The 24,595-nt window shown below is 47.5% G+C and carries 21 protein-coding genes, 2 tRNA genes and 1 other RNA gene; 12 read left to right on the top strand and 12 right to left on the bottom strand.

Translation table 11 applies throughout. The features are described 5' to 3' along the window. Positions 1-4 precede the first annotated feature (4 nt). The gene (locus Q0882_RS02325) at positions 5-2,347 is read right to left on the bottom strand and encodes a DUF6351 family protein (RefSeq protein ID WP_299177496.1); all 2,343 of its coding nucleotides are present in this window, start codon (positions 2,345-2,347) and stop codon (positions 5-7) included. Between the two features lie 245 nt (positions 2,348-2,592). Here Q0882_RS02325 and Q0882_RS02320 point away from each other — a divergent pair, with 245 nt between their 5' ends. Both Q0882_RS02320 and Q0882_RS02315 read left to right on the top strand, forming a co-directional pair. Further along, positions 2,593-3,240, top strand: a complete 648-nt coding sequence (locus tag Q0882_RS02320) for a hypothetical protein (protein ID WP_299177494.1) — start codon at positions 2,593-2,595, stop codon at positions 3,238-3,240. Between the two features lie 36 nt (positions 3,241-3,276). Beyond that, positions 3,277-4,014 carry a tRNA (adenine(22)-N(1))-methyltransferase TrmK gene (locus tag Q0882_RS02315; protein ID WP_299177491.1) on the top strand — a complete coding sequence of 246 codons (738 nt, stop codon included), beginning with the start codon at positions 3,277-3,279 and terminating at the stop codon, positions 4,012-4,014. A 28-nt stretch (positions 4,015-4,042) separates the two neighbouring features. On the opposite strand, the gene pyrC is transcribed toward Q0882_RS02315, so the two are convergent. Continuing rightward, the gene (gene pyrC / locus Q0882_RS02310; protein ID WP_299177488.1) at positions 4,043-5,071 is read right to left on the bottom strand and encodes a dihydroorotase; all 1,029 of its coding nucleotides are present in this window, start codon (positions 5,069-5,071) and stop codon (positions 4,043-4,045) included. 227 nt (positions 5,072-5,298) lie between these two features. On the opposite strand from pyrC, the gene Q0882_RS02305 reads away from it, so the two are divergent. Then, positions 5,299-7,278 carry a diguanylate cyclase gene (locus Q0882_RS02305; RefSeq protein WP_299177485.1) on the top strand — a complete coding sequence of 660 codons (1,980 nt, stop codon included), beginning with the start codon at positions 5,299-5,301 and terminating at the stop codon, positions 7,276-7,278. Here the strand turns inward: Q0882_RS02305 and Q0882_RS02300 are convergent. Beyond that, the gene (locus tag Q0882_RS02300; protein WP_299177483.1) at positions 7,275-7,604 is read right to left on the bottom strand and encodes a hypothetical protein; all 330 of its coding nucleotides are present in this window, start codon (positions 7,602-7,604) and stop codon (positions 7,275-7,277) included. The two genes, Q0882_RS02305 and Q0882_RS02300, sit on opposite strands and share 4 nt — an antisense overlap. A gap of 264 nt (positions 7,605-7,868) precedes the next feature. Here Q0882_RS02300 and dnaX point away from each other — a divergent pair, with 264 nt between their 5' ends. The 6 genes from dnaX to Q0882_RS02270 are packed head-to-tail and all read left to right on the top strand — an operon-like array spanning position 7,869 to position 12,673. Then, positions 7,869-9,797 (top strand): DNA polymerase III subunit gamma/tau, encoded by a 1,929-nt coding sequence (dnaX, locus tag Q0882_RS02295; protein WP_299177481.1) that lies wholly within the window; start codon positions 7,869-7,871, stop codon positions 9,795-9,797. 14 nt (positions 9,798-9,811) lie between these two features. Then, the gene (locus tag Q0882_RS02290) at positions 9,812-10,138 is read left to right on the top strand and encodes a YbaB/EbfC family nucleoid-associated protein (protein ID WP_299177479.1); all 327 of its coding nucleotides are present in this window, start codon (positions 9,812-9,814) and stop codon (positions 10,136-10,138) included. A gap of 3 nt (positions 10,139-10,141) precedes the next feature. Then, complete coding sequence (recR, locus tag Q0882_RS02285; protein WP_299177477.1) at positions 10,142-10,741, top strand: recombination mediator RecR; 600 nt, start codon at positions 10,142-10,144, stop codon at positions 10,739-10,741. Positions 10,742-10,748: 7 nt separating this feature from the next. Next, positions 10,749-11,942 (top strand): ribonuclease D, encoded by a 1,194-nt coding sequence (gene rnd / locus Q0882_RS02280; protein ID WP_299177474.1) that lies wholly within the window; start codon positions 10,749-10,751, stop codon positions 11,940-11,942. A 3-nt stretch (positions 11,943-11,945) separates the two neighbouring features. Continuing rightward, positions 11,946-12,233 carry a YcgL domain-containing protein gene (locus Q0882_RS02275; RefSeq protein WP_299177471.1) on the top strand — a complete coding sequence of 96 codons (288 nt, stop codon included), beginning with the start codon at positions 11,946-11,948 and terminating at the stop codon, positions 12,231-12,233. After that, positions 12,233-12,673 carry a YcgN family cysteine cluster protein gene (locus Q0882_RS02270; RefSeq protein ID WP_299177468.1) on the top strand — a complete coding sequence of 147 codons (441 nt, stop codon included), beginning with the start codon at positions 12,233-12,235 and terminating at the stop codon, positions 12,671-12,673. The genes Q0882_RS02275 and Q0882_RS02270 overlap by 1 nt, the downstream gene beginning before the upstream one ends. A gap of 96 nt (positions 12,674-12,769) precedes the next feature. Here the strand turns inward: Q0882_RS02270 and rpsA are convergent, their stop codons facing one another. From rpsA to Q0882_RS02255, 3 genes are all read right to left on the bottom strand, one after another. Next, positions 12,770-14,449: a 30S ribosomal protein S1 gene (gene rpsA / locus Q0882_RS02265; RefSeq protein WP_299177465.1), complete on the bottom strand. Its 1,680-nt coding sequence runs from the start codon at positions 14,447-14,449 to the stop codon at positions 12,770-12,772. Between the two features lie 212 nt (positions 14,450-14,661). After that, complete coding sequence (locus Q0882_RS02260) at positions 14,662-15,441, bottom strand: hypothetical protein (RefSeq protein WP_299177462.1); 780 nt, start codon at positions 15,439-15,441, stop codon at positions 14,662-14,664. A gap of 27 nt (positions 15,442-15,468) precedes the next feature. Further along, entirely contained in the window at positions 15,469-17,568 is a 2,100-nt protein-coding gene (locus tag Q0882_RS02255; RefSeq protein ID WP_299177460.1) for a carboxy terminal-processing peptidase, read from the bottom strand. 149 nt (positions 17,569-17,717) lie between these two features. On the opposite strand from Q0882_RS02255, the gene Q0882_RS02250 reads away from it, so the two are divergent. Further along, positions 17,718-18,239 (top strand): FKBP-type peptidyl-prolyl cis-trans isomerase, encoded by a 522-nt coding sequence (locus Q0882_RS02250; RefSeq protein WP_299177458.1) that lies wholly within the window; start codon positions 17,718-17,720, stop codon positions 18,237-18,239. Between the two features lie 8 nt (positions 18,240-18,247). Then, the gene (locus Q0882_RS02245; protein WP_299177455.1) at positions 18,248-19,531 is read left to right on the top strand and encodes a M18 family aminopeptidase; all 1,284 of its coding nucleotides are present in this window, start codon (positions 18,248-18,250) and stop codon (positions 19,529-19,531) included. Positions 19,532-19,606: 75 nt separating this feature from the next. Here Q0882_RS02245 and Q0882_RS02240 read toward each other — a convergent pair whose 3' ends face one another. Continuing rightward, positions 19,607-21,862 (bottom strand): EAL domain-containing protein, encoded by a 2,256-nt coding sequence (locus Q0882_RS02240; RefSeq protein WP_299177452.1) that lies wholly within the window; start codon positions 21,860-21,862, stop codon positions 19,607-19,609. Positions 21,863-22,083: 221 nt separating this feature from the next. On the opposite strand from Q0882_RS02240, the gene Q0882_RS02235 reads away from it, so the two are divergent. Then, positions 22,084-23,334, top strand: a complete 1,251-nt coding sequence (locus tag Q0882_RS02235) for a diguanylate cyclase (RefSeq protein ID WP_299177451.1) — start codon at positions 22,084-22,086, stop codon at positions 23,332-23,334. 161 nt (positions 23,335-23,495) lie between these two features. On the opposite strand, the gene Q0882_RS02230 is transcribed toward Q0882_RS02235, so the two are convergent. The 5 genes from Q0882_RS02230 to Q0882_RS02210 all read right to left on the bottom strand — a co-directional run bounded on the left by Q0882_RS02230 (position 23,496) and on the right by Q0882_RS02210 (position 24,595). Beyond that, a complete protein-coding gene (locus Q0882_RS02230) occupies positions 23,496-23,678 on the bottom strand; it encodes a hypothetical protein (RefSeq protein ID WP_299177448.1) in 183 nt (60 codons plus the stop codon). Between the two features lie 254 nt (positions 23,679-23,932). Continuing rightward, positions 23,933-24,172 (bottom strand): hypothetical protein, encoded by a 240-nt coding sequence (locus Q0882_RS02225; RefSeq protein ID WP_299177446.1) that lies wholly within the window; start codon positions 24,170-24,172, stop codon positions 23,933-23,935. A 45-nt stretch (positions 24,173-24,217) separates the two neighbouring features. Continuing rightward, positions 24,218-24,342: non-coding RNA, RtT sRNA (locus Q0882_RS02220), on the bottom strand. Between the two features lie 45 nt (positions 24,343-24,387). Beyond that, positions 24,388-24,464 (bottom strand) — tRNA-Pro (locus Q0882_RS02215). Between the two features lie 54 nt (positions 24,465-24,518). Continuing rightward, positions 24,519-24,595: transfer RNA gene (locus Q0882_RS02210), tRNA-Pro, on the bottom strand.

The following is a 24,595-nucleotide window of genomic DNA, read 5'->3' as shown; positions in this document are numbered from 1 at the left end:
GTTGTTAACCTGAGGGCTTCATCTTTAATGGTGAATGTGCGGATTGAACCAGTGGTGGCTGACTTGGTAGTTTCAGTACCTCTGCTGTTGCGCTGCTATGCATGATATTGGCAGGTTTACCTAAGCCGGGCAGGCTATAGTCGCAAACACCTTCTGGAAATATCGCTTGTAGCCGATTTTGATAAGGGGTGATATCAACCGGCCCATATACTCCTTTATCAACGGCGCTTTCGATGCTTTGGAGCTGACACTTAAAATGATCGCCGGTGATCGGTGCTCCTGCAACCATTCTTGATTCTCTAAACGTAGGGTAGATCGTGCTGCAATCCCCTTCAGGTTTTTTGTTCCACGGGCCATCCCACACCTGAGGACCTGAACTGATCAATGTTCCGTTTGCATCAAAACAGCTGTCATGCGCGCTTTCCGGGCGAGCATCAGCCGCGTCGAGGTGAGGAGCGTTTTCTATGTTGTTTAGCCACAGATCCAGCAACTGAAAGGCCTCAGGAACGGGATTATGAGGTTCTGCTGTCATCCAGATCAGTTGATTTGCTGCTGAGCCCTGACCTTCGATCATACGTTGTCGCGCTGAGAATGATGCAAAGCTATGGTGCATATCGAGTTCATTGTCGAGGTAGTGACGCAGATCGATGATGGGGATATCGGCATATCCCATAAAGACCTGTCCTGAACGATAGGCCGCTGCGATAGCGTTGAGGTCAGCGGAGTGACGTTTTGCCGGGGTATGACCACTATCCGGGCTCAGGTTCATGTTGTGCTGACCCCAGGGAGAGAAGTTGAGCAGGCCTTTGATCCCGTTTATTCCAGTGAACTTCCAGTATTGCTCCGGTTGCATCTGTTCTGGTGGCTTCCAGCTCCCGACCCGGGCATTAAGATTGAGAAACTCTTCTACTGTAATTTTATTCTCGACCAAAGCGGATAAACCGTACTGAACACCGACATTGTCCCATGTCTGTCTGGCAAAACCCTGAGCGTTAGTCCCCAGAATATATTTCATATCATCCCAATAACTCCACTGGGACTGCTGTAAAACCTGCTGACTATACCGTCCGGCGTGATAGATATAGCGGGGGTTATTCACCAGAGGGGTAAGGCCTCGCCAGGCTCTGACACATTCGTTACTCTCACTATTGAAGTGTGGTTTTTGCTGGTGAAATATGAGTGCCAGATTATGCAGTAGTGATCGAACAGTAAAATCGCCATTGGCAGCGTTGAGTCCTTCAATCAAACTACGTTGTGACCAGTCCCGCCACCGGGGGTTTGAGCCGTCCTGTACATCGAAATAATATTCCAGCAGTTCACAGTCAAATACATAGGTTGTTTGGGTGATCATATCGGGGTAGGCGTAAAGTGCGATGGCTGCATCAATCAGACCTGGATGATTTTGCGCAATCAAATACTGTTGGATCGCACCTCCCGAACCGCCGATTCCGATGGTATAACGTGGTTCACCGTAACGGGCGGAAAATTGTCTTTTAACGCGGGCTGCGGTTTCTTCGGCAAGCCAGATGTTGTAATGGTTTGAGGTTTGGTTCGCAGAAGAGTAGGCGATGCCATAGCCCAACCTGAGCTGTTCTAGTCGGCGATTGAGTAAGTCGATCTGTGAGACGCGCCCCTGAACTTTCCCTATACCGACCCCGCCTCTGAATTGGTAGATCAGTTTATGGTTCCAGAGAGAGGGATCGACCTGATTCTGGTCTCCAGCGGTCACGGCGGATCTGGGAGCGAGTGCTGCCAGCATGTAGATGAAGCGGTTGATGGTGCCGGTTTCAACTCTAACGATGAAATCCACTTGTTGATCACCTAGTTGGAGTTGTTCGATCTCTTCATGATCCGGTATCAGCTCAAGGAAGTTATCCTCATCTTTCGGTTTATAAAAATAGCGCACCTGAGTGGGTAGCAGACAATCTTTGCTATAGCCTGCCAGAAGCTGTTTGCCATCCTGTTCCTGATAAACAGGCACCCCTAGCCCTTCCTGATTATCAACGATGGGCTGGCCCAGATCTGATTCTTCAGTGCGACAATAGAAGGGATATTGCGTAGGAATAGAGTAGAGCGATTGCTGGGGTCCCACCTCCCCAACAGCGATTGGGTAAGGGTATGGGTCATCCGCCCGTGAGAGCACTCTCGGGTGATATCCCTTATACGAGGGGAGGTTGTATTGCTGTTCCGCTCCCAGTGGAATCTTCTGGACCGGGTTGGGGGCATCGGGACGATTGATCAGCATATCTAATGCGATATATCCCAGAAACAGAGCGGCAGCGAGCAGGAGAACGAGTATTGCCGTTGCTTTGCCTACCTGCTGCCAGATGCTTATTCTGCTGTGCATAACAGGATGCTCTTTTGGCAGCTTCATATTCAATATAGTGTTTTCAGGCAACTTGTCGCGAATTTCTTCATCCAATTTCTGAGAATAGATCTAAACTTTTTAGTATCACTCTGTTCTTTAGATAGGATCAGACAGTCCTCTCAATTCAATGGGAGTAAACAATGGACAGAATAATTTCGAGGGGTAGAAACCTGTGGTCAGGCATGATGGTCTGGCTTCGCATGTTGATAACGTGCCTTACGTTCATGATCATTTCAGCGTGTTCACTTCAGCAAAACCACTCCACCGCGCAGCATCAATCGATCGACCTGGCTTCCGGGGATCTGACAAACTACGGGCTGGCCTTTATCAGTCCATCAACCGTTACTGGGCGCGAAGAGGATAAACAGGCATTGGCATTTATTGTGGGTCGTGTGCTCAAAGAGGAGAGACCCGATATTCGACAGATTTCACTGCCTCAATCATTGGGGGCGATCAATAATGCAGGGCTCGCTAATGAGTATATGCAGATGTTCAGGGATTATCAGACGACCGGAATTTTTAGTCAGGATACGCTGACAGATATCGGTTCTGCCGTGAATGCGCGCTATGTCATTCAGGTTAATCTTGCGAGTTTTAATCAGGGTAGCAGAGGTCGCTACAGTATATTTGGCTACCGCTTGTTCCAGACGAAGCACGCAGATATACGTATGTTTATTCAGATCTGGGATACATCGTCCGGATCGATAGCCTGGGAAGGAGTGGAAGAGCTCATCCTCGCGGAGGAAACCGTGAGTGAAAAAGTGATCAATTTCACAACCGTGGTGGAAGCTTCAGCGAGAAACCTGATCAAATTGCTTCCGCAGACGGTGGGCAGTGATGAGCCAATAGGACATAAAGCAGCGGCCCGATAAGCTGGATAGTGATTATTAAACTGTAGCTGTCGGGTAATGATCACCCTTGTTAAGGGTGGGGTGTATAATGGCTGGAAATTCATCGTGACCGCTTGTTTGCGGAGTTGTACAGGATCGATCTACGTGCCTTTATCTCCCCGTTTATCTGCCCTTGCCGATATGGTTTCGCCCTCCTATACCGATATCTGGGATTGCTGCTGTGATCATGGTTATCTGGGTGAGACGTTGTTAATGCGTCATCATCAGGCACGACTGAATTTTATTGATCAGGTTCCTGAGCTGATAGAGCGATTACGTCTGCGTTTGGGGGCTTTGGCAGAGATTCAGGGGCGCTGGAGTGCGCACTGTTTGGATCTAAAACTGCTCTCTCTTCCTTCGGAAAATCCCCGGCCACTAATGATCATTGCAGGTGTTGGCGGTGATCTGGTGGTTGAATTGGTTGAAGCACTTCTGCAGCAAAATCCGGAGCACTCAATCGACCTGTTACTCTGTCCGGTTCGACAGAATTATTGGGTTAGACAGGAGATGTCCAGGTTGGGGTTTGGCCTGTTGGCAGAGAGGATCGTGCAGGATAAGGAGCGCTTCTATGAAGTTATTCACCTTTCAGCGTGCTCGAATAAACCCATTAGCACAACGGGCAACGAGATGTGGAACTTCGATCAGCCGGATCATCGACGCTATCTTGAGATAACTTTGGCGCACTATGAGCGGCAGGGGAGAGGCGGAACCCGATTGGCACAAAGAGCGTTGAAGGATTACCAGAATCTCAGATAAGAGAAGGGCCGCAATTGCGGCCCTTCAGTTATTTTACTTTCCAGCTGATCTGCTCTCCTGCCCGGATAGGCACGACCGTTTCATCCCCTAACGGATAGCTATCAGGCACATCCCAGCTCTCTTTAACCAGAGTTACCGTATCGGTATTGCGGGGGAGTCCGTAAAAGTCTGGGCCATTAAAGCTGGCAAAGGCTTCCAGTTTGTCCAGCGCATCTGCAGCTTCAAAGGCTTCTGCGTAGAGTTCAAGTGCCGCATGTGCGGTGTATGAACCAGCGCAACCGCAGGCCGCTTCTTTGGCATGTTTCATATGTGGTGCGGAGTCTGTTCCGAGGAAAAACTTCTTGCTGCCAGATGTCGCTGCTTTGATCAACGCTTCCTGATGGATATTTCGCTTCAGAATAGGAAGGCAGTAATAGTGAGGGCGTATGCCGCCAGCTAGCATGTGGTTTCGGTTAAACAGAAGGTGGTGTGCAGTAATAGTTGCTGCTACATTTTCACCTGCCTGAGCCACAAACTCAGCAGCGTCTTTTGTCGTAATATGTTCCAGTACGATTTTCAGATTAGGGAAATCGTTCACGACCTCTTTCAACACGTTGTCGATAAATGTTTTTTCGCGGTCAAAAATATCAATAGATGCGTCGGTAACTTCACCATGAATGAGCAGCAGCATCCCCGCTTCCTGCATCGCTTCAAGCGCAGGGTAGACATTTTTTACAGAGGTAACACCGGAATCAGAGTTGGTTGTAGCGCCGGCCGGGTAGAGTTTAGCTGCGTAAATTTTTCCACTGGCCTTTGCTTTTTTAATCTCTTCCGGTGAGGTGTTATCGGTTAGGTAGAGGACCATGAGAGGATCAAAACCTCCTTGTGGGTTTTGATCCATAATGCGCTGGTGGTATCCAAGAGCCTCTTCGGTGTTGGTAACTGGGGGTACCAGATTAGGCATAATGATCGCCCGGCCCATGTAGCGGCTGACATCACGTACAGTATCTTTCAGCTGAGCACCGTCACGGAGGTGGATGTGCCAGTCATCAGGGCGAACTAGAGAAATCGAGGTCATAAACTTTCCACTCAAATGCATATTAGTCTCTCTGAACCGGTCAGAGTTAATGCTCCTATTATTTCATGCTTTAGCACGAAATGCTTAGCCAAATTGCGACTTATCTCAACCGTTTTTAATGGAATTCCTTACTCTGTGTCAGTGTTTATCGTATATAAAACAGACTACTATTAGAGATTATTAATATCTTTAACTTTTTGATGTTTAAGGGTAATCGGTCGGTTTTAATGAAGTACAGAACCAAACTCTTAGTCGCTGTTATGGTCGTCGGTATCGGCTGCTTATCTGCGATGGCGTATCTGAGTATTAACTTTCAAAAAACGGCATCAGCTACAGAGATCGAGCGACAGGCTGATATCGTTGGCGAGTTTCTCAATCATTTCTTGCTGCCTGCATTGGAACAGACACCGGAGAGCGAATTTACTGACAGAATCTCTGAATTAGTCAGCTCTGTCCCGGTCAATTACCTGCATATCTATGATCGGGATAATGCTCTGGTTGCAGGAAGTGGTACTCATGAACCACTGCATCAACATGCAGAGCGTGTGGATCTCTCACTTCATCAACGTATCTATGATCAGGTTATATTGCTACCACCGAACCCCTTGAATCTGGGTGAGGTCCATTATGGTATCTCGATAGACCACCTCTCCAGTCAGTTCTACCGCTCACGAATACAGCTTTATTCCTTTATCGCTGTCGCGATCCTGTTAATGACGATAGGAGCCTATTTCGCATTAAGAGTGTTCGCCAAGGAGCTGGGGGCTTTACGCTATGCGAGCCGACAGATCTCAGAAGGTGATTTTTCCCACCGAATCTCTGAGGAGGAGTGTGGTGAGCTTGTGCAAACGGCGCATGCATTTAATCTGATGTGTGAAAGGCTGGAAGTGTTTGAGCAGGAGAAGCAACAGGAGCATCTACGCCTGAAAGAGCTATCACTGGCGGTTGAAAAGAGTCCGGTGTCTGTGTTGATGACTGATAGTAAGGGAGTGATCACCTACGCAAATCCCAGCTTCTTCGCGACAACCGGTTATACGCAAGAGGATCTGATCGGTAATACGCCCCGGATGTTAAAGTCAGGTGAGAACAGCAGAGATGAGTATATTGACCTGTGGAAAACGATAAAATCGGGTCAGATCTGGCGAGGAGAGTTGGTCAACCGGCGTAAGGATGGCTCTCTGTTTTGGGATAAAACGATGATCGCGCCTGTTCACTCTGAAGATGGAGGTGTCACGCATTACATCGCTGTGAAAGAGGATGTGACCGAGTTTAAACAGATTGAGAAAAGGATGAGGGCGGCACAGACCGTTTTTGATGCTGCCTCTGAAGCGATTATGGTGACGGATCTCACAGGTACGATCAAGATGGTTAACCCTGCCTTCTATGAGATCACGGGCTTTCAGGAGTCTGAGATCGTAGGGAAAAATCCCAAAGTGCTACATTCTGGGCATCACGATGAAGCATTTTATCAGGATATGTTTGAAAAGCTTCAGCTAGATAATCGCTGGGAGGGGGAGATCTGGAACCGGCGTAAATCCGGTGAAGTTTATCCACAGTGGCAAACCATTGCGATGGTTAGGGATGAGGAGGGGGAGCCACTGGAATATATTGCGCTTTTTTCTGATATCAGCAAGCGTAAGGAGCTTGAGGATGAGATGCGCTTCCGGGCGAATTACGATGCTCTGACTCAGTTAGCCAATCGTAATCTATTTTATGAACAGCTTGAGCAGTTGCTGAAGCAGGCCAAACGGCAGCAGCATTCGCTGGCACTTCTCTATCTGGATCTTGATGGATTTAAGCAGACCAACGATACCTATGGTCACTTCATCGGAGACTGTGTGTTAAAGCAGGTAGCAGAGTTATTGCGTGAGACTATGCGCGAATCTGATTGCATAGCGAGATTGGGCGGAGATGAGTTTGTCATCTGTCTGTCCCCTGCTTTAGATGAGGCAGCGGTTCAGCGGGTTGCAGATAAGATTATCGAAATAATCTCCAGACCGATGACTATAGAATCACAACGGATACAGATTGGGACCAGTATCGGGATCAGCCAATATCCAACTGATTCAGAATCAGTTGATGAGTTAATTGATTTTGCAGACAGTGCGATGTATCAGGCGAAGCGAGCAGGTAAAAACCGTCACTGTTTTTATTCAGTGTTGGTAACGGCTGATAATGATGAAAAAGCTGAGGAAGAGAGGGGTTAATCCTCGACCCAAATGGTGCGAATCGGCTCGTCAAAATCATCATAGATGACTTTTTTCTGTGGCGTTGAGCGTTTCGTTGTAGTGCTAATTGGTCGTGACTTCTGTTTGCGTCTTGAATCAATTGTCGCTAAGAGGCCATGAACAGGGGTTCTTTCCTGGGGCTGGGTACGTTCAAACCCGCCTTTGTACTGGGTGTACCGGCCGTCAACAAGGCCCGATTCTCCCATATCTACGCACTGTATCTTGCCGCCTTTCTGCAGGAACTGTGATACCTCAGCATTAAGCTGATCACGGAGTTCTGCTTTTGTCGGGCGTTTTTTGAACATACGTAGGCCTTCGGTTTAATTGGATAGATTTTAACCGTAAATATTCAGGGTTGCGAGTAACTTATCTGTTGTCTGCGTTGTTTGGGCAGAATGCAGTGTGATCTGGACCATAAGTTTGGTTTCAGAGGGTTGACGACAAACCTTGTTTTGGGGATTAGAGATCCTTAAGAGTATCGCTTGGGCGGTTAGGTTTAGCTGGCGCAAGCACGTCTCAACAGGTAGCATAGGGCACTGATTTTCAGTCGAAATAAGTAGCCAAAATAGATGAGTTATCAGGTTCTGGCGCGAAAGTGGCGTCCTGCTAAATTTCAGGAGATGGTCGGACAGGAGCATGTGCTTAAAGCACTGGTCAATGCTCTGGATGATGATCGTTTGCATCATGCCTATCTGTTTACCGGAACCCGAGGGGTGGGTAAAACATCGATCGCCCGCCTGTTTGCAAAATCCCTTAATTGTGAGACCGGCGTATCATCTACACCTTGTGGTGAATGTTCTGCCTGCAGAGAGATTGCAGAGGGGCGTTTCGTCGACCTTATTGAGGTTGATGCAGCATCCCGAACCAAAGTCGAAGATACACGTGAACTGATGGAAAACGTGCAATATGCACCAACCCATGGACGTTATAAAGTCTACCTCATCGATGAGGTACACATGTTATCGACTCACTCTTTCAATGCTCTTTTAAAGACGTTGGAAGAGCCCCCGCCGCATGTAAAATTTCTGCTGGCCACGACCGATCCGCAGAAGCTTCCTATTACAATTTTATCTCGCTGTTTGCAGTTTAATCTGAAGAACCTGATCCCCGAGCGGATTGTGAATCACCTGACTCATGTACTGACCCAGGAGCAGGTGGCTTATGACGATCCTGCCTTATGGTTACTGGCACGCTCTGCTGATGGCTCAATGCGAGATGCGATGAGCCTGACCGATCAGGCGATTGCATTTGGTGCAGGTAGTATTCAGGAAGCCGATGTCAGAGCGATGCTCGGCACCATCGATCAGCGTTTGGTCTATCAGATGTTGCAGTGCCTGGCTTCAGGCGATGCCCGGGGGCTTATCGCATCGGTCAGTGATCTTGCGCAGTTTTCACCGGATTACAACGCTGTTCTTGGTGATCTGATCAGTGTGCTACATCGAATTGCTCTGGCTCAGACGATTCCTGATGCTGTGGATAACAGTATGGGAGATAAAGAGCAGGTCACTCAGTTGGCAGGTCAGTTATCGGCGGAAGATGTGCAGCTGTATTACCAGGTTGCATTGATGGGGCGTAAAGATCTGCCGTTTGTTCCGGATCCGCGAGAGGGACTGGAGATGGTGTTGTTGCGCATGCTGGCATTTAGACCGGCTAGTGCCGCTCCCAGAAATGTCACCCTATCCGGGGTGGAGCAAAGCTCCGTTACGCCGCAATCTCAGGCTTCTTCTGAAGCGCCGTCGTCTGTTGTTGCAACGTCTGAGCCGCAGCAGGTTCATTCTGCGCCTTCGCAGGCACAGCCCTCAGATTCGAAGCCCCCTCTGTCGGAGAGCGAGGCTTACCCTGAGCTGACTGGGCCGGAGGTAGACCCGGTAAAAAAGCCTGAAGTGAAGGCTGCGGAGGCGGATCTTCCCCCTCCCTGGGATACTCATGATGGTGAAGACCCTGGCTATTCCTCTGCCGATTTAATTCCTGCAGCGGGGGGTGAAAACTCTGATGTATTTGCCAAAGAACCGGAGATGGTTCCGGAAAAAGCTCCGTTAACGGATCTGTCTGAGGTGGGTGAAATCGCCAAAAGTGTTGTAGAGGTGGAGTCCTGCCCGAACACACTGGCTGATTTGGTGCTGGAGCATTGGGTTCATATCAGTCGTTCGATCGGATTGAGCGGGATGACTGAGAGTCTGGCAACTCACCTATCTCTGGAGAATATCTCGGAATCAGGTTTGGTTTTTCATTACACAAAAGAGCAGCATACGATGCTTAATGAGATCCAGAGGGAGCGGATCTCGGATGCCCTGAATAGTTATTTCCAGACGACGCTTCAGATTGAATTTATGCAGTCTCCGCAACGACAGGAGACACCGGCTCAGTACCTGAATCGTAAGCGTGAGGAGCGTCATGCGCTGGCGATTGAGACTATTCGTAATGATGCAACAGTAAAGTTGCTACAAGATAATTTTGATGCACAGATTGAGCTATCATCTGTGGTACCTATCGATTAAATATTGAGGTAAAAATGATGAAAGGTGGTATGGGTAACCTGATGAAACAGGCCCAGAAAATGCAAGAAAACCTACAGAAAGCACAGGAACAGATCGCTCAGGCTGAACAGACGGGCGAATCAGGTGCAGGGTTGGTTAAGGTGGTGATGAACGGTCGCCATGATGTAAAGAGTATCAACATCGATGACAGCCTGATGGAAGAGGATAAAGAGATCCTTGAAGATCTGATCGCCGCTGCTGTGAATGATGCTGTCCGTAAAATAGAGTCCTACACTCAGGAAAAAATGGCTGATGTAACAGGTGGTATGGGTATGCCGCCTGGCTTCAATATGCCGTTCTAAACTATGTCATTCAGTCCGCTTATACAGCAGTTAATAACCTCACTGCGTTGCCTGCCCGGTGTTGGACCTAAATCCGCTCAGCGTATGGCATTTCACCTGCTTGAACGGGATTCTGAGGGTGCCATCGCCTTATCCGAAGCGTTGCAGAAAGCCGTTTCTGAGGTAGGGCGCTGCCAGTCATGCCGTACACTTTCTGAAAATGATATCTGTGATATCTGTGTTTCGGAAAGTCGAGATAAGCATCTGTTGTGTGTGCTTGAGTCTCCGGTGGACGCATTGGCGGTTGAGCAAACAGGTGGCTTTAATGGCAAGTATTTTGTTCTGTCAGGTCACCTTTCACCGATTGATGGTATCGGCCCTGAAGATCTGGGTATCGATCTTCTGCTGGAGCGTATTCGTACAGAAGAGATCAGTGAAATTATTCTGGCAACCAACCCGACTGTTGAGGGCGAGGCTACTGCTCACTTTATTGCTGCGCAGGTAAAAGCACTTGATGTGAAGGTGTCACGCATTGCTCACGGCGTACCTGTTGGTGGGGAGTTGGAATTTGTTGATGGTGGCACTCTGGCTCATGCGATAGCTGGCCGCCGTTCATTACTTTGAGGTTTACATGACTGACAGCTCTGCTTATGACTGGAAAGTACTTGAAAACTCAGCTGAGAAGCCTGTCTATATTCAGACAGAGTCAGAGCTGGAAAAATACTGTGAGTCATGGAGGGCGTTACCTCTGATAGCAGTTGATACTGAGTTCCAGCGGGTAGAAACATTTTATCCAGTACCCGGGTTGATTCAGATTGCGGATGACCATCAATGTTATCTGATTGATCCGTTGGCGATCACCGACTTCAGTAGTTTAAAGGCGTTGTTTGAAGATCGTAATGTGACCAAATTAATGCACGCCTCGACCGAAGATCTGGAGCTTTTCCAGGGAGTGATGGGGGCGTTGCCAGTACCATTGTTCGATACTCAGCTGGCTGGGGCCCTGATAAACTGGGGATTCTCCATGGGGTTGCAGCGTATGCTGGAGCAAAAGCTGGATATTCAGCTGGAGAAGCATGAGACGACCTCTGATTGGCTACAGAGGCCGCTCACAGCCAGTCAGGAGAAGTATGCCGCCCTGGATGTCGCATATCTGCCTGCAATCTATGCTTTGCAGAAAGCGGAATTAGAGCAGCGCGGACATTATCACTGGGCTGAGCAGGAGAATGAGCATCTATTGGCGAGTGCGCTGATTGATGATGTTGAAGGCTATGAGTACTACAAGCGTTTTACTCAAATGTGGCGTATCCCCGAGCACAAATTAGCGGCCCTGCGAGATCTGACCGCCTGGCGCGAGCAGGTGGCTCGAAAGCGGGATGTACCGAGAAACCGGATACTACGCAACCAAGCTTTGTTGCAAATTGTAGAGAACTGGCCACGCAATATAGCTGAGCTTTCGCGTTTAGACGAAGTTAAAAAGCGGATCTTGCGTACTGATGGTGAAACCATCCTGACCATTTTAAGGCAGGGGCAGGAGAGTGCAGAGAGTGATTCGCCAGAGCCGATACCGCGACCACTGCATTTTTTCTGGAATAAACACCTGAAAAAATTGAAGTCAATCGCAAGACGGATTGCTGAAGAGCAAGATATTGCTCCCGAGCTTTTATTACGCAGAAAAGAGCTGGAACAGCTGGTTCGTTCGGGCGTAGAAGTCGGCGAGTATCAGCTTCCTGAGGAGATGCCAGTCTGGCGTCGGGAGTTGGTCGGACCAGCACTGCTGTCCGAATTAGAGAAGATAGAGAATTTAAGAACTGAAGGTGCTTAACCGATGAAAATATGCTCCGTTTACCTGAGTCCGCGTAAGGATGAGATGTACCTCTATGTTGATAAGCGTGACCAGCTGAGCAAAGTGCCGGAAGCACTGTTAGAGATGTTTGGAACACCTAAGCATGTTATGGATATGCCCCTAAAAGCTGACCGTAAGCTGGCGCGCGTTGAGGCGGAAAAGGTTTTATCTGAGATCGATGAAAAAGGTTATTTTCTGCAGATGCCGCCGCCAAAAGATGATTACATGCTGGATCTGCACAAAAACCGTCCTGAAAGCGGTGTTCGCTAGTGGCAGCACAGGAGGTTTTCTGGCGTAGTAAAAGTTTGCAGGAGATGTCCCAGAATGAGTGGGAGTCTCTCTGTGATGGTTGTGCGCTATGCTGTCTGCATAAATTGGAAGATGAAGATACTAAGGAGGTGTTTTACACCTCTGTGGTCTGTCACCTTCTGGATTTTGAGACCTGCCGTTGCACCAAGTATGAAGAGCGTTGCTCCTTGGTGCCGGACTGTGTGAAATTAACCCCGAAAGATGTAGATGCGTTTCACTGGCTGCCTCCTACATGCTCTTACCGTTTAATTCATGAGGGCAAAGAGTTGCCTGAATGGCATCCTCTGTTAAGTGGAGATCAGGAAACGGTTATAGCATCGGGAGCATCCGTACTAAGCTGGTATGACGTTAAAGATAATGAGATCGACGAGGAGGCGTTTGTCGATTACATCATTGAGTAAGTCGATAATTCCGCTAAAGTGCACGTTATCTGGGTAGTAGATACAAAAAAGCCGCAATCGATGATTGCGGCTTTTTTAGTGCTTAACTAGAAGTGATTACTTCTGGTTGTCCAGCTGAGCCTTGATCAGGTCACCGATAGTGGTTGGACCAGATACTTCAACTTCAGCGTTGCGTACAGCAGAGATTGCTGCTTTCTCTTCAGCCTGTTCTTTCGCTTTGATAGACAGGTTGATAACGCGGTTACGACGATCCAGAGTAACGATCTTAGCTTCTACTTCATCACCAACGTTCAGTACGGAAGAAGCGTCTTCTACGCGATCTACAGAGATCTCAGATACTTTCAGAGTACCTTCAATGCCTTCAGCAAGTTCAACAACTGCAGCTTTAGCGTCTACAGAAGTAACTTTACCCGTTACGATAGCGCCTTTGTCGTTAGCTGCTGCGTATTCAGCGAATGGATCGCTTTCCAGCTGCTTAACGCCCAGAGAGATACGCTCTTTCTCAGCATCGATAGACAGGATAACTGCTTCAACTTCTTCGCCTTTCTTGAACTGGCGAAGAGCTGCTTCAGCGTCAGCTTCCCAAGTGATGTCGGACATGTGAACCAGACCGTCCAGCTCGTCCTGCAGACCAACGAAGATACCAAAGTCAGTGATAGTTTTGATAGTACCAGTAACTTTGTCGCCTGCTGCAAACTGCTCAGCGAAAGTAACCCATGGGTTAGCAGTGCACTGCTTGATACCCAGAGAGATACGACGACGCTCTTCATCAACGTCCAGAATCATAACTTCAAGCTCATCACCGATCTGAACAACTTTAGATGGGTGGATGTTCTTGTTAGTCCAAGACATTTCAGAAACGTGAACCAGACCTTCAACACCGTCTTCGATAGATGCGAAGCAGCCGTAGTCAGTCAGGTTAGTGATGCGTGCCTGGCACTTAGCACCAGCTGGGTAACGCTCTTTGATCAGAGACCATGGATCCTGAGACAGCTGTTTCAGACCCAGAGAGATACGACCAGATTCTTTGTCAAACTTGATGATCTTAACAGTGATCTCGTCACCTGGGTTCAGCATCTCAGATGGGTGAGAGATACGCTTCCAAGCCATGTCAGTGATGTGCAGCAGGCCGTCAACACCACCCAGATCGATGAATGCACCGTAGTTAGTCAGGTTCTTAACGAAACCTTTAACTTCCTGACCTTCTTCCAGAGTAGCCAGCAGCTCATCACGTTGAGCGCTGTTTGCTTCCTGAAGAACCGCACGGCGAGAAACAACGATGTTGTTACGCTTAGGATCCAGCTTGATCAGTTTGAATTCCAGCTCTTTGCCTTCCAGGTGATCAACGTCACGTACTGGGCGAACATCTACCAGTGAACCTGGCAGGAAGCCCTGAATGTTGTTGATGCTAACTGTGAAGCCGCCTTTAACTTTGCCGCTGATGTAACCTTTAACAGTTTCTTCAGCTTCAAATTTAGTCTGTAGAACTTCCCATGCTTCAGCGCGTTTCGCTTTTTCACGAGACAGACGTGTTTCACCGAAACCATCTTCAACTGCTTCCAGAGCAACTTTAACGTCGTCACCGATCTGGATTTCCAGTTCGTTAGCGTCGTTCAGGAACTGAGAACGTGGGATGATTGCTTCAGATTTCAGGCCAGCGTGAACGGTAACCCAGTCGCTGTCGATATCAACAACTTCACCAATTACCAGTTTGCCAGGAGTCATGTCTAGGGATTGAAGGGATTCTTCAAACAGATCAGCAAAGCTTTCGCTCATTGAATGTGTCCTATAGTAAGGGCCACCTTTTCCAGAGAATTAGGATGGAGGGCAGCACTTCAGCCTGTAATACCGGATTTACAGGGTCAGTTTTTTAATATTCGAAGGGGGCGTTTTGACCGGTTTAGCGCCCAGATCGATAGAAAATGAGCGCGTATTATACAGGAAAAAGGCTTTTGATACAGGTTTTTTTGAGTGCGGAATATTCAGATTCAGATCGGTTTATCATAGTCCGCAAGCCGTTCATAGAGTGCTGTCTGGCAGGGTTTAATCACGGTCGTTAGATCCGCCTGAAGATCTGCTGAGAGAGCGGAATCTTCTGGTTTACGGAAATAGGCGGTGATAAGGCGCTCCTCTCTTGGAGAGTTTGCCGCGATCTCAATGCCATCGCCGATGCAGAATGCAAACTCCGGCATATAATCCCGAACAAGGGCTTCACGTTCAGTCTCAGATAGGATCAGCCGTTTGCCGCCGATAAACTTTTTATACTCGTTGCCAGAAGCGGCCGACATCGCCTCGATCTGTAGATTAGAAAAACGGCGTGCGTCAGGAAGATCAATCAGCAGAGTTTTCAGTTGCTTCTCTACCTCAGCGATCTCCTCTGTAATTGTCAGCGGGGCAAAGTGTTCGTTGAGTTTTTTGTAATTCTCTAACGCGGCAACTTCAGCCTTGAGCCCGTCTATCTGGGATTTGAGGGCTTTCTGCTCTTCGAGCAACTGTTCATTGTCGTTCATTAGCCCCTGAATCACTTTTTGAGTCGGGGTGAGCTTAGATTCAGCAAAGGTTGCGGGAAGCTGTTTGTTCCCTAGTTCACCGGTTGATTCGGTATAGGTGCTGGTCGGGAGTACTGTGAAACCAAATTTTTCAAGATCCTTGAGGTTTTTTTCATGTTGTCCCTGCATCTCGTTATAAGCGAAATAACCACCGCCGCCCAGTAGGATCAATACAATAGGTACAACTATAGCGAAGATAATGATGCTCTTGGCTTTCATCCCTTATATCCCTAGCTTGTTTCGCAGTTATTCGCGCTGTTTGCCTTTGGTTTTTTCAGCTTGTGCTGCTGAGTATTGCAGCTGCATGAAGGTAGCATCTAACAAAATACGGCCACTCTCAACAAGCATCGCTTCGGCTTCCGGATTTATCGGGCGCCCTTGGGCATCTTTCTTAAGCTCGGTCTCAAGGTCAGAGAGCTTTTCAATCAGCGGAAGCTGTTTCTTCATGCGACGACGGTTTTCAGCATCGAGTTGCCACTGCTCGGCACTGTCCCTTTCCGTTTTGAGAGCACTCTCTTGCAGGGGAATCAGGCTGCTTTCGCTGCGAACCTCATTCAGGCGATCAACCTGTTCCCGCATAAAGATGAAATCAGGGTTTGTCATGCTTCGGGATTGATAGTGCTTGTTCACCTGACTTAGAAACGGTTTCAGACTCGGGTAAGTACCGTGTGGTGCGGAGCGTACTTTGTCCCAGGACAGTGCTTGTTCCAAAGCGCTTTCACCAATGATCTCAGGGTCATATAGTGTTGGGAAGTTGATATCAGGCAGAACCCCCTTGTTCTGGGTGCTTTCGCCGGAGATACGGTAGAACTTGGCATGAGTGAGTTTTAACTGGCCATGATTCAGTGGAAGCAGTGTTTGGACCGTTCCTTTACCGAAGGTCTGTCCGCCGATGACAATACCGCGGTTATAGTCCTGAATGGCTCCAGCAAAAATTTCTGATGCTGATGCGGAGAGGCGGTTAACCAGAACTGCTACAGGTCCATCATAAGCCACCATAGGGTTACGATCCTGTAAGATATCCACGCGTCCCGCTGAATCTTTAACCTGAACGGTTGGACCGTGTTTAATAAACAGACCCACAGTATCGTTAGCTTCACGCAGCGAACCGCCACCGTTGTTACGCAGATCAACGATCAGACCGTCGATGTTCTCCTGTTTTAGTTCGTTGATCAGCTTTTCAACATCACGCGAGGTGCTTTTAAAGTTTTCGTCACCTTTTTGCAGCGCTTCAAAATCGATATAGAACGCTGGAATCTCAATGACCCCTAGGCGGAAATTCTGGCCTAAGTGTTCAACATCAAGGATACGTTTCTGAGCGGATTGCTCTTCCAGTTTTACCTTATTGCGGACAATCTGGACAATTCGAGAGGGAGCATCATCTCGCTCGGCACCTTTCACCTCCAGTCGTACGACGGTGTCTTTTGGGCCGCGAATAAGCTGGACTACATCATCCAGGCGCCAGCCCACGACATCTTCAATCTCACCCTCTTCGCCCTGGCCAACACCTATTATCCGGTCAGTTGCTTTAAGTAATCCGGTTTTCTCTGCTGGGCCAGCAGGGACAAGACGAACGATCTGTGTAAACTCATTCTCACTTTTTAGCACAGCCCCGATCCCTTCAAGGGAGAGGCTCATATTAATCTTAAAGTTCTCCGATTTTCGCGGAGAGAAATACTGTGTATGTGGGTCGTATTGCTTGGTATAGGCGTTGGTGAAAGTCTGGAAAACATCTTCACTATTGACCTGAAGCGCACGCTTAAGCTGATTGTTATAGCGCTTAATTAGAACCTCCCGGGCTTCCTCAACTGTTTTGCCGGCCAGTTTAAGGTTTAGAAGAGCGCTTTTAATCCGGCGGTCCCAAAGCGCATTCATCTCTTGCTCGGATTCAATCCAGGGTGCGCTTTCTCGGTCCGTGTTCAGGGTCTCTGCAACAGTGAAGTCGAATTTTTTTCCGTTTTCGAGCTCATCAATGATGAAGTTGAGGCGGTTTTCCATCCGCTCCTGAAAGCGGTTAAAGATAATATATGCTTCCTCAAGGTCGGCCGTTTTGATCTTGTCATCAAGGCTGAGGCGGTATTGCTCAAATTCGTCAATATCGCTCCTATAAAAGTAGCTTCGGGCAGGGTCGAGATCTTTAAGATATTGATCGAAAATCTGACTGGAAAGCGCATCGTCGAGGGCGATACGATTATAATGACCCAGCTTCAGAGATTCGGTAATCTCCTGCAAAGTCTGTTTATGGACGGATTCTGATTCTAATGGGGTAGTAAGAGCGTTGGCTGAAACAGGTAATAGAAGAGAAAACGCAGTGATTAACAGTGGCTTTAAAAGCGATCTATGCATAATGTAAGTCTTAAAAATAAACCCTTGATTCAGTTATGACCGGGAAGTGTGCCTTGAGTTCCCCGACTCTGTTTGTTGAGTGTAGACATGCGTGGCACCGATGTAAAATCAATTAGTTGGAATGCTCATTCCTCTATTTTGGAAATGAAATGATGAAATTTGGTGTATACCTTGCAGTTTTAACCGTATCTACAAGCTTGCTGACGGGTTGTGGAAATGATGCGGAAGAGGAGCGCTTCAGAAAAGAGCTGATCGAGAAAGCGCTAAATGATGATGTTCGTAAGCAGGGTGATCAGTTCCTGAGCGATAATGCTAATCAGCCTGATGTGAGTGTTACGCCGTCAGGGCTGCAATATAAAATCATCAAAGCGGGAACAGGGGAAAAGCCGAAGATTACGGATGTTGTGACTGTTCATTATGAAGGCAAGCGGGTTGACGGTTTTGTATTTGATAGCTCTTATAAGCGTGGAGAGCCCTCTAGCTTTCCGTTGAATCGGGTGATTCGTGGATGGACCGAAGGCCTATCATTGATGAATAAAGGCGCGCAGTGGGAGTTGTACATCAAGCCAGAGCTGGCTTACGGTGCAGTGAGCCCCTCTGTTGAGATTCCTGCGAATTCAACGCTGATTTTTAAAGTAGAGCTGATCGATTTTAAGGCAGAAGAGAAATAGGTATGAATATGTCGGAACTGTTAACCGATCTGCAGCAGTTTTTAGCTGCATCGCCAACCCCGTTTCATGCTGTGGCCGAGATGTCTAAACGACTTGAGAAGGTAGGGTTTACACAATTATTGGAAACCGATCAGTGGAACCTCGAGAAAGGGGGGCGATATTTCACACTACGTAATGGTTCATCCATTGTTGCCTGGGTGATGCCACAAAATCGTGAATTGGTTGAATCGGGTATTCGTATGGTCGGCGCACATACCGACTCTCCCTGCCTCAAAGTGAAACCTCAGCCTGAACTGCATAAGCATGGTTATCACCAGCTAGGGGTTGAGGTGTACGGAGGTGTACTACTCAATCCTTGGTTTGATCGCGATCTCTCAATGGCAGGGCGGGTAAGTTACCTTTCGAAGGATGGTGACCGTCTGAATGCACTGGTTGATTTTAAGAAGCCGGTTGCAGTGATCCCTAGCCTGGCGATCCACTTGGATCGTGAAGCAAACAGTAGTCGGAAGATTAATGCGCAAACATTTCTGCCAGTCATTCTCGGGCAGGGTGAAGAGAAGTCTGATTTTAAACAGCTGCTGGCAGAGCAGATGCGTGCTGAAGGGAATCACTCTGTAGAGAAGGTTCTGGATTACGAGATCTCACTCTATGATACCCAGCCGCCGTCATTAATTGGGTTGTCAGAGGAGTTTCTGGTATCGGCACGGCTGGATAATCTGCTGAGCTGCTATATGGGCTTGGCCGCATTACTGGAGGCTGATACGGCTGAAGGAGCGCTACTTGTCTGCAATGACCATGAAGAGGTTGGCAGTATGAGTGCGGCGGGTGCTCAGGGCCCGATGCTAAGCCAGGTGATTGAGCGTATGGTGCCCGAAGCAGAAGCGCGAATCAGGATGATCAATCGTTCGATGATGATTTCGGCAGATAATGCGCATGGGATTCACCCTAACTTTGCAGATAAACATGATGCCAATCATGGGCCTCTGCTTAATGCCGGACCTGTAATAAAACTGAATGCGAATCAACGCTACGCTACTAATAGTGAGACAAGTGCACTGTTCCGTGATCTGGCGATGACGGAGGAGGTTGAGGTTCAGGCCTTTGTTGTGCGTAGTGATATGGGATGTGGAAGTACTATCGGGCCCATCACTGCATCTGAGTTGGGTGTAAAAACATTGGATATTGGTGTTCCACAGTTTGCGATGCACTCGATACGTGAGATGGCGGGGGCGCAAGATATTCAGAGCTTGACTCGTGTCCTGGTAAAGTATTTCAGGGAGCATCAGGTCTGATGCGCTTTCGGCACTGTCCATCAAACGTCATTGACGTACTTAGTTGGTGGTTCAGGTGTGATGCCTATCCAACACTCACTTTTTGTTGGGTAGGTGATTTGTGGAGTTGGTCGAATTCAGATAGTCGATTAACTCCATAATTGGCAGGGGTTTTGAAAAGAGAAAGCCCTGAAAGTGATGAGAGTTCAGTTCATGCAACACCTCCAGCTGTTGTTGGGTTTCTATCCCCTCCACAATGCAGCGAATTCCCATGAAATCAGTCATGGAAAAAATAGCTTTAATGATGGCCTGATTAACGGGTGAGCGCTCAATTCCTTTCACAAATGAGCGGTCAATTTTGAGTTCATCAATATCAAACTCTTTAAGGTATGAAAGGGAGGAGTAACCCGTACCGAAATCATCCAGGGAGATTTTGAAACCCACCGATTTAAGCATATTTAGTTTTTTGAGTGCTGCCTGAATATCTTCAATAAAGATATCTTCAGTTATCTCTAATTTTACTTTGTTGCAGCTGATGCCGGCGGCTGCAGCGGTGTGGATGATAAATTCAACAATATCCGGATCGGATAGCTGGGTAGCATTAAGATTGACTGAGAGTTCCAGAGTATGATCAATGTCACTGCATTGGCTAAATTGATTAAAAGCTTGCTTGATTATGACTCGGCCCAGTTCTCCAATCAGGCCGGTAGATTCGGCGACGGGAATGAATTTCCCCGGTGGAATGTGTCCTAATGTGGAGTGATGCCAGCGTGCCAGAGCTTCGATGCCGGAGACTTTATAGTGAGGTGTAGTCGTAATCTGGGGTTGGAAATGTACATCGAGTGATTGCTCTTTAAGGGCTTTTCGCAGATGGCCTTCAATTTCCAGGTTTTCTGTAAGCTCTTTATGCAGTTCTTGAGAGAACACCTCATATCGGCATTTACCTTTACGTTTAGCGAGATACATGGCGGTATCGGCATTCCTAATTAATGCCTCCACGCTGTTTGACTCAGCAGAGTGAGTACAGACACCGATACTCACGGTAATACTCAGCTCGCGATCTTTTACCCAGAAGGGTTGTTTCATTATATGGAGCAGGTTTTCACACACCTTGGCAATATCACTTGATGGATTGGAAGCTTTGAATCCGATGATGAATTCATCTCCTCCCCAGCGTGAGGGGATATCTGTCTCCCGAATATTGTGTTGCAGTCGCTTGGCGAAAGCGACCAGAAGTTCATCACCTATCTCATGGCCTAAACTATCATTGATCCTCTTGAAGCCGTCGATGTCGATAAACAGCAGACAGAATATTCGGTCATCAGCTGTGTTGATCTGTTCTGCAATCAGTTCTTCAATATGGGCACGGTTTGCCAGAGAGGTCAGGCCATCAAAGTAAGCGAGATTGCGCAGTTTCTGTTTCACATGTTCCTGGGCTGTGATCTCCGAAAACATACCTATGTAGTTTGTTACCTCACCTGAAAGGTCGACAAGCGCGGTGATAGAAAGCCATTCTAAGTATTGCTCGCCGCTTTTTCGTTTATTCCATATCTCCCCTTGCCAGTGTCCGGTCTCCTGCAGGGAGTGCTGCATCTCTTTGTAGAACGTTTGATTATGTATGCCTGACTGCAATATGGAGGGAGTAGCACCGGTGACCTCCTTCAAACTGTATCCTGTGACCTGCTGAAAGGCGTCATTGACATATTCGATTCTCATATCGGGCTGGGTGACCAAAATGCCGATGGGGGCTTGCTCAATAATTTGTCTGGAGATGGAAAGCTCTGTTGTCACCTCCTTGAGATGGTTTTCATCGACACCTAGCAGTACATAATTCTCATCCCTCTGACGGAACAGCAGCCAGTTGATATAAGTCTCACTGTTTTTGAACAGATCAAAGTGTTTCTGTGTGACCGCCGCGTGTGGAGCAACGGGGCTGACCTTATCAATTAGGGTAGAGATAATTGAGAAAATTTCATCATGGGGGCAGTGCCGGGTAAGCTCTGAAAAGGTCTGGTTGCTGATTTGAATCTGAGAGTGGGCATTAACGGCGGCAACAGCGACGGGGAGTTGTGATAATAGCTCATAGTGTTGGTGCTTTTCGGCAGAGTTGTTGGCAGCACTGCGGTAGTGATTTTTCATCTGTAGTAATAGCAAAGTAAGGATGAAAAAGGCACCACCCAAAGCGCCCAAAATCAGATCGTCAATGTGTAGCTGTTCTAGGGAGGGGTGTTCATACAAAAACTGTTTTAAACGCTCAACCGGATGAGTGAGCCGAGCAACAACAATGGCTCCGATCAGTAACAGAAGTGTGATTGTTACCTGGTGGGTTGATTGTGTAGGAGAAGCCTGCATTCCGTTGCAACCTATCATTATATTTATTGTTTGGATCTATTGTTTATCAAATAACCAAAAATATCCATTTAAACTTTATGGTTAATTGGTGGAGCATGGTTATATGGGCGTTTTCTTCGGCTGCTTTGTTGCTCTGCATCATATTGGCTGGAGGGAAGATCTACTATTCTTAACCGACTGTTTGTTCTGTGCAGTGAGCGTTTATAGAGCGGTGTGGGTAAATGATTAATCGATATATCGGCAGTTTCATTATCTCATTGGTTATCAGTGTTGTTGCTGTGGGTGCTGCTGCGGTCTATCTTCGTAGCGATATTAGTTACACCGGACTTGAAGTCGCGAGGCTTAGAGGGGATTCCATCGCTCATATTGTACAGACAGTAAGGCGATGGAATGCGATGCATGGTGGTGTTTATGTGGTTACGACAGACACTACTCCACCAAACCCCTATCTGGATGTTCCCGACAGGGATATTATCGATTCCTATAATAGAGCGCTGACAAAGGTAAACCCTGCCTATATGACCCGGCAGATCTCAGAAATTCTGGCAGGTAGTCAGATTGAAGCCGGTTTGACCAGCTTAAGGCCGCTTAATCCAGTCAATATGCCGGATGATTGGGAAAGAAAAATTCTTAATCGGTTCGAAGAGGGGGATGGAGATACTGCAGTCGAGTTGCAGGGGGATGTATACCGATATCTTGCTCCCTTGAAAGTCAAGCCAGAGTGTCTGGGTTGTCATCAAAAGTATGGCTATGAATTGGGTGATGTCAGGGGAGGGTTAAGTATTCAGTTTCCCGTGAATCAGATAGAGTCCCTCCTGGGGGGGATTATTTCCAGATCTCAGTATCTTTTCTATTTTGCCTTTTGCACGCTATTCGTAACCATTTTTATATCACTGTCACTGTTTAATTACTTTTCTTTGCGTCTGGCAAGCAGTCGGAAACAAGAGGAGAAACTTCTCCATCAGGCAAGTCACGATGGCCTTACAGGTGTATTTAACCGTCGAGGTATCGAGAGTTTAGCTGCTGTGGAGTTTATCAATTCTGTTGAAAAGGCCACCCCATTTTCGGTCATGATGATCGATGTAGATCATTTTAAGCGGGTGAATGATCTCTATGGGCACTCTGTGGGAGATCAGGTCTTAATCTGTGTTGCAAGAGAGATGAAAGACCTGTTGCGAGAGTTCGATCAGCTAGGGCGATACGGCGGCGAGGAGTTTATTGTATTACTACCGGGTGTCGGAGCAACAAAGGCCGGTAAAATTGCTGAACGTATCCGTGAAACCATCCGTGAAGTCCAGATCGATGTAGAGTCAGCAGTTTCTGAAAGCAGCCTCAAGGTGACCATCAGTATTGGTGTTGCTGAGAGGGGGCGGGGAAATTTTGAGCAGCTTGATGAGTTGGTCGATAGTGCAGATCAGGCGATGTATGCCGCTAAGCATAGGGGGCGTGATAGGGTAGTAGTAGCAGAGTAATATAGATCCCCTTTTAATCAGTCTGTGTGGATAACAGGCTCGCATCTGCTAGGGTAATCTGAGTTATTTAGGTAGGTGAGGAGCTTGTATCATATTTTTAAGCGACTACAGCTGCTTTACTGATTGAAAATCAGGAGGTCGGCAGCCAATCGCCTTGATCGCTAATTACTCTGGATTTTTTTAGCCAGTGTCATCAGTTTTATTTTCTGGCAGAGCTGTTCATCTTCTTCACACCCTGATGTTTTCTCGTCACAAGATTCACAAAGTGATCTCTCTTTTTTTAACTTCTCTTTCAGGTAATCGATCGCGGCAAACATTTCTTCATGCTCATTGGGGGTATCCATACCTGTTTTCCTGCTGTTTATAGCCTGAGCTCAAGTTGCGACATCAATAACTTTATTCTGTTGATAGATGAGTCGGTTTGCATAATGGGGAAAGGTAGTTATCCGTCTGAAATTATCCCTCTATAGTTGAGAATTTTAGTCGGATATTTGGAGTTTGCCACTATTATGTGGTGGGATGAATGAGAGGGAGAAGTGGTTATTAATTCTGAAAGGTCAATGTTCTCAGTTAATGGGTGGAGCTGCTTATTATGATCTCAATCCAGTAGAGATACCTGTGCCGCTTTTCTATAAGGTTTATTCTGACTGGTATGTCTGGATGGCTGCTGAGCTTCCTTTATTTTAACTGCTAGAGAGGTCAGTATCTCTTTACGATACGTATGCTGCTCTGGAGACGTATCTGCCTGGGATGCTTTCTTCGCATCTATCAGTTCAGACTGGATCAGTTGTGTCTTGAGTACACGAATAGAGCGTAATGTTTTTGCAGGATTACCCATCTCAGCGTTCCATGCCTTAGAAGATATATAAAGGATTTGATTAAGTGGTCGGAGTGGAGGGATTATTCGGCTACACCTCACCCTTCGGGTCCTCGTTGCACTCGTTTATCTCGCTTTGCTCGGTTCGATCCCCCTTCGGGGCTTCTCATCCCTCAATAGCAATATACCTACAACGTTGAATCTATTTGTTGTAATGAATGTTCGAGGAAATTAAGTGGTCGGAGTGGAGGGATTCGAACCCCCGACCCTCTGGTCCCAAACCAGATGCGCTACCAAGCTGCGCTACACTCCGACGATGATACCTGAATAGGTATACAGAAGACTTGCTTTAATACCACTTATAAGATGGTCGGAGTGGAGGGATTCGAACCCCCGACCCTCTGGTCCCAAACCAGATGCGCTACCAAGCTGCGCTACACTCCG

The organism is uncultured Neptuniibacter sp. (assembly GCF_947498015.1).
Lineage (GTDB): Bacteria > Pseudomonadota > Gammaproteobacteria > Pseudomonadales > Balneatricaceae > Neptuniibacter.
The sequence above is the reverse complement of the archived record's forward strand: the minus strand, read 5'-3'. Positions and strand labels throughout refer to the sequence as shown.

What these genes read in the sequence shown, in the direction of transcription:
- Q0882_RS02255 (WP_299177460.1), bottom strand. Translation starts at nt 17,568, where the DNA reads ATGCATAGATCGCTTTTAAAGCCACTGTTAATCACTGCGTTTTCTCTT.
- Q0882_RS02235 (WP_299177451.1), top strand. Translation starts at nt 22,084, where the DNA reads ATGATTAATCGATATATCGGCAGTTTCATTATCTCATTGGTTATCAGT.
- Q0882_RS02320 (WP_299177494.1), top strand. Translation starts at nt 2,593, where the DNA reads ATGATCATTTCAGCGTGTTCACTTCAGCAAAACCACTCCACCGCGCAG.
- Q0882_RS02315 (WP_299177491.1), top strand. Translation starts at nt 3,277, where the DNA reads ATGATCACCCTTGTTAAGGGTGGGGTGTATAATGGCTGGAAATTCATC.
- Q0882_RS02305 (WP_299177485.1), top strand. Translation starts at nt 5,299, where the DNA reads ATGAAGTACAGAACCAAACTCTTAGTCGCTGTTATGGTCGTCGGTATC.
- Q0882_RS02245 (WP_299177455.1), top strand. Translation starts at nt 18,248, where the DNA reads ATGTCGGAACTGTTAACCGATCTGCAGCAGTTTTTAGCTGCATCGCCA.
- Q0882_RS02325 (WP_299177496.1), bottom strand. Translation starts at nt 2,347, where the DNA reads ATGCACAGCAGAATAAGCATCTGGCAGCAGGTAGGCAAAGCAACGGCA.
- pyrC (WP_299177488.1), bottom strand. Translation starts at nt 5,071, where the DNA reads ATGACCTCGATTTCTCTAGTTCGCCCTGATGACTGGCACATCCACCTC.
- dnaX (WP_299177481.1), top strand. Translation starts at nt 7,869, where the DNA reads ATGAGTTATCAGGTTCTGGCGCGAAAGTGGCGTCCTGCTAAATTTCAG.
- rnd (WP_299177474.1), top strand. Translation starts at nt 10,749, where the DNA reads ATGACTGACAGCTCTGCTTATGACTGGAAAGTACTTGAAAACTCAGCT.
- Q0882_RS02275 (WP_299177471.1), top strand. Translation starts at nt 11,946, where the DNA reads ATGAAAATATGCTCCGTTTACCTGAGTCCGCGTAAGGATGAGATGTAC.
- Q0882_RS02290 (WP_299177479.1), top strand. Translation starts at nt 9,812, where the DNA reads ATGATGAAAGGTGGTATGGGTAACCTGATGAAACAGGCCCAGAAAATG.
- Q0882_RS02240 (WP_299177452.1), bottom strand. Translation starts at nt 21,862, where the DNA reads ATGCAGGCTTCTCCTACACAATCAACCCACCAGGTAACAATCACACTT.
- Q0882_RS02260 (WP_299177462.1), bottom strand. Translation starts at nt 15,441, where the DNA reads ATGAAAGCCAAGAGCATCATTATCTTCGCTATAGTTGTACCTATTGTA.
- recR (WP_299177477.1), top strand. Translation starts at nt 10,142, where the DNA reads ATGTCATTCAGTCCGCTTATACAGCAGTTAATAACCTCACTGCGTTGC.
- Q0882_RS02230 (WP_299177448.1), bottom strand. Translation starts at nt 23,678, where the DNA reads ATGGATACCCCCAATGAGCATGAAGAAATGTTTGCCGCGATCGATTAC.
- Q0882_RS02300 (WP_299177483.1), bottom strand. Translation starts at nt 7,604, where the DNA reads ATGTTCAAAAAACGCCCGACAAAAGCAGAACTCCGTGATCAGCTTAAT.
- Q0882_RS02225 (WP_299177446.1), bottom strand. Translation starts at nt 24,172, where the DNA reads ATGGGTAATCCTGCAAAAACATTACGCTCTATTCGTGTACTCAAGACA.
- rpsA (WP_299177465.1), bottom strand. Translation starts at nt 14,449, where the DNA reads ATGAGCGAAAGCTTTGCTGATCTGTTTGAAGAATCCCTTCAATCCCTA.
- Q0882_RS02250 (WP_299177458.1), top strand. Translation starts at nt 17,718, where the DNA reads ATGATGAAATTTGGTGTATACCTTGCAGTTTTAACCGTATCTACAAGC.